This is a genomic window from Sinomicrobium endophyticum (genome assembly GCF_052983315.1).
In genome coordinates, this window is the sequence record NZ_JBRKIS010000061.1 from 1 (window position 1) to 5,071 (window position 5,071).

A 5,071-nucleotide genomic window follows, 5' to 3' on the forward strand; every position below is an offset into this window, starting at 1 on the left:
TGCCCGATAAATCGACACTCGTTGCAAACGAGCGCCAGGTCAAACACAAACCTAACTGGTGCTCGTTTGAGCAAAGCGGAAACGAGTACCCATTGCAAAGTGCGTTTGCAACGCGCCTGAAAGGGCATTACTCCCGATAATCATCGGGATGCCCGATAAATCGACACTCGTTACAAACGAGCACCAGGTCAAACACAAACTTAATAGTCTAATAACCTAATAACTAATAAAACAACCAATCTATAGCTTTTTTCTCATCTGCCCCGACGAGTCCGGCATCACGGTCTTTGATCTCTTGTCCCGCATCTATAAACCCGAGAATAAGGGCCCGGCCTTTGTCCAGCACCAATTCGTTATTCCCGGCATCGAATTTATAGGTATGTATGTTTATTCTCGGCATGTCTTTTACTTCCATTGCGTTGGCTATGACTACTTCAGCTTCTCCCCGTAGGTTTCCTGCCGCATTGGTTTCGAGTACAGGGGGTAATAAAAATCGTTTTTGATCGGTATTGAAATACCCGACCACGACCTTTACGGGTTTATCATTCTGAAATTTAAGGTGTGTCCCCCGTTCTATCTGTTCTTCCTGTGATATGTATACGCCTTTGAGCGCTTTAAGTTCGTCAGCTATCGCCGTTACGGGTATTCCTTTATATACCTGCTGACCTGTCTTTACCGCATATCTTTTTGCTTCCCGTTGCAACGTTACTTCTGCGGAGACCCAGGGGTTTACTTCTTCTTTTTGCAGTTTTCCGTCTTCGGATGCTTTAAGCCTTTCTATGTTTCTTTGAAGGTTAGCCAGTTCTCTTTCGTATAGCGGCAGCATTTCTTCCCAGGTTTTGTGCCTGCCATCGTCTCCTCCTATTGGTATACGCCTTTGTGCGGTTTGCATGCTGTTAGCATACAAATAATTATCTTTAGTCAATTCTACTAATTCTTTATAGTAAACTATACTCTTTTCCAGCGGCTCTACAGCTTTTTCCAGGTCCGGCAGGTTTTCGGAATACTGGTAACGCAATACGTGCTGCATGGATTTTACTTTCCACGAAAAGAAATTGGCAAAGGCCCTGTAGCAGTACATGTCGTTTTTAAGCCTTTGGAATTCTTCCTTGTTTTTGGTTACCCCGGCTTCGGCTTTTTCTATGGCTTCGACCGCTTTTTCGCCATGTGCCGTAATTTCACTGATGATCTGTACCGGGGTCTCTCCTGTATGCTTCTCCCTGTTCCATTCCTTTTCGGCATACTCGATGAGCTTTTCCCCTACGGGACCACAGGATTCGTAAAACCCGGGATAGATATGATATTTATACGGATTTACAAGCTGGCTGGCCAGCATACCCAGCAACAGGGTTTGCCTGTTACCCTCCGTAATTCCGAACCTTCTCAGTGTTTTGGGGGCTATTTCCCCGGATTCTTCATAGGCATCGAGAATAGCCTTGCCCTGTTCCGGACCTGTTCCGTACATGTCTGCCAGCATATCGCCCCAGTAGGCAATTTCGTCTGTCCGGTTCCTTTCGCTTTTCCAGGCATATCGCGCCCAGGCCTTGTACCATATCCAGTCACGCTCCATTTCCAGTAAACGGGGTTCGGTTTTGTCGGCTGTATAGGGCCAGTCCCAGTAAGACGCCTGCGGATACAGGTGCAGGGCATTGGCGCCGTGAACACGATGCATAGCAAGTACACTTTTCTGAATGAAGTCGGGCGAACCGTAACGGAAAGGTTCCAGGTTGGCCAGGATATGTACATTGGATATATGTACGGAACCTGCTTCACTCAGCTTTTTATGGATTTCGGACCACGGGCCACGAGGTTCGTAGGTAGTGAGGGACTCCCCGTTGTATTTATGAGTTGTATAAAGATTATTATACAGGGGCAACGCATGTTCCATGATCAACGGCGCGTCGGTATCATGGGCCCGGAGAATAATAGGCGGTTCATCTGTACGGCCCAGCGCTTTAAGTCCATCCTTAACCCCCGGAATGATGGTTTCGGTAAACCACTTTACATCGGTTTCCTTACCGCTCATGGCTTCGCCGAGGGCTACCAACAGCCCTACATTGGGATATTTCTCTATAAAAGCGGCAATGGATTTCCTGGTGTAATCGGCTATCAGCGGGGTTATAGGCCGCTGCCTGTCCTGGGTCTTAATATCGTAATGCTCGGCAAAAGGTTTGGAGACGATAATGTTGTAGAACATTTGTATGACCCAAATCCCTCTTTTGTTGGCTTCTTCGGTAAGAAAACGGAAGATCTCCTCGTTTTTCTTAAAGGTATCTTCGTCTACTTCTACGGCAAAAGGATAGTCTTTCAGCTTTACCAGGGAAGCAAACGGGTGGCCGTTCCACAGGTAAAGGGAGTTCATCCTGTTTTCTACCATATTGTCGAGATATTCGATCCACAACTCTTTATCGTAAAACCAGGGAAAGGTTTCCGGGGTATAGGGGTATTCGTATACGGTCCTGCCGGGAAGATAGGTGGGTTTCTGTACCCCGATACAACTACCGCGAAGTACCATTTCGGGGGCATCGGAGAAATCGAGCGTAAAGTCTACCTCACCGGATTCTTTGACCCGGTCCGCTATTTCCAGTGCACCGTATAAGGCCCCGGAAGGGTCTGCGCCTTCTACCCGCAACCCATTTTTAGTCGCTGCAATGCGAAAACCTTCTTTTTTAAGAGAACTATCTCCGGCATTCCGGATGTAAATGGTTTTTACATTTCCGGAAAGCAAGGTGGTATCTGATGAAATACCGGTTTTATAACCTGTCTCCTCCAATACTCCCAGGAGCTTCTCCGCTCCGAATTTTATTCTCGGCGAAGCGTCAGCGTCGTAGACAACAGTTACCTGCTTTTTTTGAGAACAGGACAGGAATATCACGCTCAGGATGAGGATAAAGTACGGTTTGTATGATCGGATTTGTTGCATTTTGATTCAATATTACAGGTTACAAGTTGCAGGTTGCAAGTTTACAAAACGAGGTGGCTGAGTGACAGCCGCAGGCTGTTGTACCGAAGCCACCGGGTTACAAGTTTCAGGTTTCAGCCAGAGCGAAGGCGGCTGAGTGTCCCGAACGGAGTTCGGGATGTATCGAAGCCCCGGGTTTCAGGCACTCATTGCAAACGAGCGCCATGGAGCCTTTTCTTTTTTCCATACATAAATCTTACGTCTAACATCTAAAATCTCATATCTCCCCTTACTGAAATACCGATTTCAAATAGGCTACATTGGCACCGTAGTTGGCTTTTACATTCCTTACCATATTTACATCTCTTGATCTTTCCACGATGAGCCATCCTTCCCACTTCATTTTGTCGAGAGTTCTTTTTATTTCGGGCATATCTATCTGTTTATCGTTTTCCAGCCATACGCCATCGGTATTGGAACAGTGTATCTGGGCGATATGTTTTTTTCCGAGTATGTGAAGTTCCTTGCTAATATCTTTTCCGTGCTCTACGGCATTGGCGAAATTGAAGGAACTTTTGATATGGAGGGAATTAATTTCTTCCAGGAATTTCTTTTCTTCGGTGGCATCAAAAGAGGTTTCTACTGCGATGATCCCACCTATTTTACCTGCTTTTTCTCCTGCACTGCGGAGTCTTTCCACGATTTTGGGGCGCAATTCGGGGTGTTTTATCATATCGCCCTGTACACCGAGGGGTAAAAAGGCTATGTTGACATTCATGGCTTTCATGGTATCTACCGTATCCTGTACCATACGGTCTACCGTAGGACGTTCCGCAAAGGACTGGGCATAAAACCCGGACATGGCTATGGAACTGATGCCTACACCGGTATTCCGGGAGGTTTCGAGGAACTGTTCTATCATAACGGGATCGGACAGTTTACTTTCAAAAGTTTCCCTCGAACCGAGCCCGCCCATATCCAGTTCTATACCATCGGCATGTATTTCTTCTGCAAGGGAAAAGGCACTGAGTTTTTGTCTTTTTAATATCATCCAATCGCACACGGCTATTTTATACCGTTGCTTTTTGATATTTCCGGTCAGCGCCTCTAACGGGTTACCGTATGCCCCGACTACTACTATTCCAGCCGTAGCCAGGGAAACGGTTTTCAGGAAGTCTCTTCGGTGGTTTTGTTTATGCTGGTTTTTCATTGTTTGGGTTTTCTGGTTTCAAGTTACAGGTTTCAAGTTGCAGGTTTCAGGTTTCAGGTTTCAGGTTTCAGGTTTCAGGTTTCAGGTTTCAGGTTTCAGGTTTCAGGTTTCAGGTTTCAGGTTACAAGTTGCAGGTTACAAGTTTGGGCATGCCTGAATATGGTTGCCTTTTTTCTGGTTAATAATTAATCTTAAATCTCGGTTTTTGTTCAGGGGTTAACCCCTGAACAAAGGTTTCAAATTCTACAGGTTTCATATTTTTTAGTGAACCATGTGGACGTTGATAATTGTACTTTTCTACGATTTTTTTTATCAATATTCTCCCTTGTTTTAAACTGATATGGGAGTGGTCAAAATCGATATATTCATTTTTTAATATGCCGTTTAAAGATTCTGCATGAGCATTCTCCCAGGCTTTACCGCCCATGCTAGGCTGTACCTGATTTTCTGTATGTAACTCAGCTAATCGCTTATAAACGTATTGGCTGCCTTTATCCGAATGAAATATGAGTTGTTTCCGTTCGGTTTTAGCAGTCGTGGCCAGGGCTTCCCTATAAGCTACAACTATAGTATCCTCTGCGGTCAGGGTGGCTGACAAACTCCAGCCTTTGATTTTCCTACTGTACACATCCAGGATCAAGGTCAGGTAATAAGGCTTCTTAGCCGATACAGCGATATAGGTAATATCACTCACCCAAAGCTGGTTGATCCCGGTTAGTTGTAAATCAGTGATCCGATTAGGATACCAATGCTTCCCCCCATAAGTGGTACGGTAACGGTTGCGCTTGCGCTTTAACCTAAAGCCATGACTCAGCAATAAGGCCTCGGTCTTGTCCCGACCCATCCCGGTAGGCTTGAGCTCCGCATAGAGCTTCCTACAACCCAGCCGAGGATGGCCCTTACGAAGCTCCCTTGCGCCTTCCAGAACACTATTCCTAACCCGGAGTTGTTCCTGGTGG

Annotated in this window: 3 protein-coding genes; all 3 read right to left on the minus strand. The window is 45.9% G+C overall.

The window, feature by feature from the left end:
* Positions 1 to 223: 223 nt before the first annotated feature.
* Positions 224 to 2,923 carry an alpha-d-galacturonidase gene (locus tag ACVBDU_RS21665; RefSeq protein ID WP_447181781.1) on the minus strand — a complete coding sequence of 900 codons (2,700 nt, stop codon included), beginning with the start codon at positions 2,921 to 2,923 and terminating at the stop codon, positions 224 to 226.
* 268 nt (positions 2,924 to 3,191) lie between these two features.
* The gene (locus tag ACVBDU_RS21670; protein ID WP_447181782.1) at positions 3,192 to 4,112 is read right to left on the minus strand and encodes a sugar phosphate isomerase/epimerase family protein; all 921 of its coding nucleotides are present in this window, start codon (positions 4,110 to 4,112) and stop codon (positions 3,192 to 3,194) included.
* A gap of 178 nt (positions 4,113 to 4,290) precedes the next feature.
* Positions 4,291 to 5,071, minus strand: a 781-nt coding sequence (locus tag ACVBDU_RS21675) for an IS3 family transposase (protein ID WP_447178419.1), incomplete at its 5' end; no start/stop codon positions are given.

Excerpts from the sequence above, each read along its gene's own strand:
- ACVBDU_RS21665 (WP_447181781.1), bottom strand. The coding sequence starts at position 2,923 with ATGCAACAAATCCGATCATACAAACCGTACTTTATCCTCATCCTGAGC.
- ACVBDU_RS21670 (WP_447181782.1), bottom strand. The coding sequence starts at position 4,112 with ATGAAAAACCAGCATAAACAAAACCACCGAAGAGACTTCCTGAAAACC.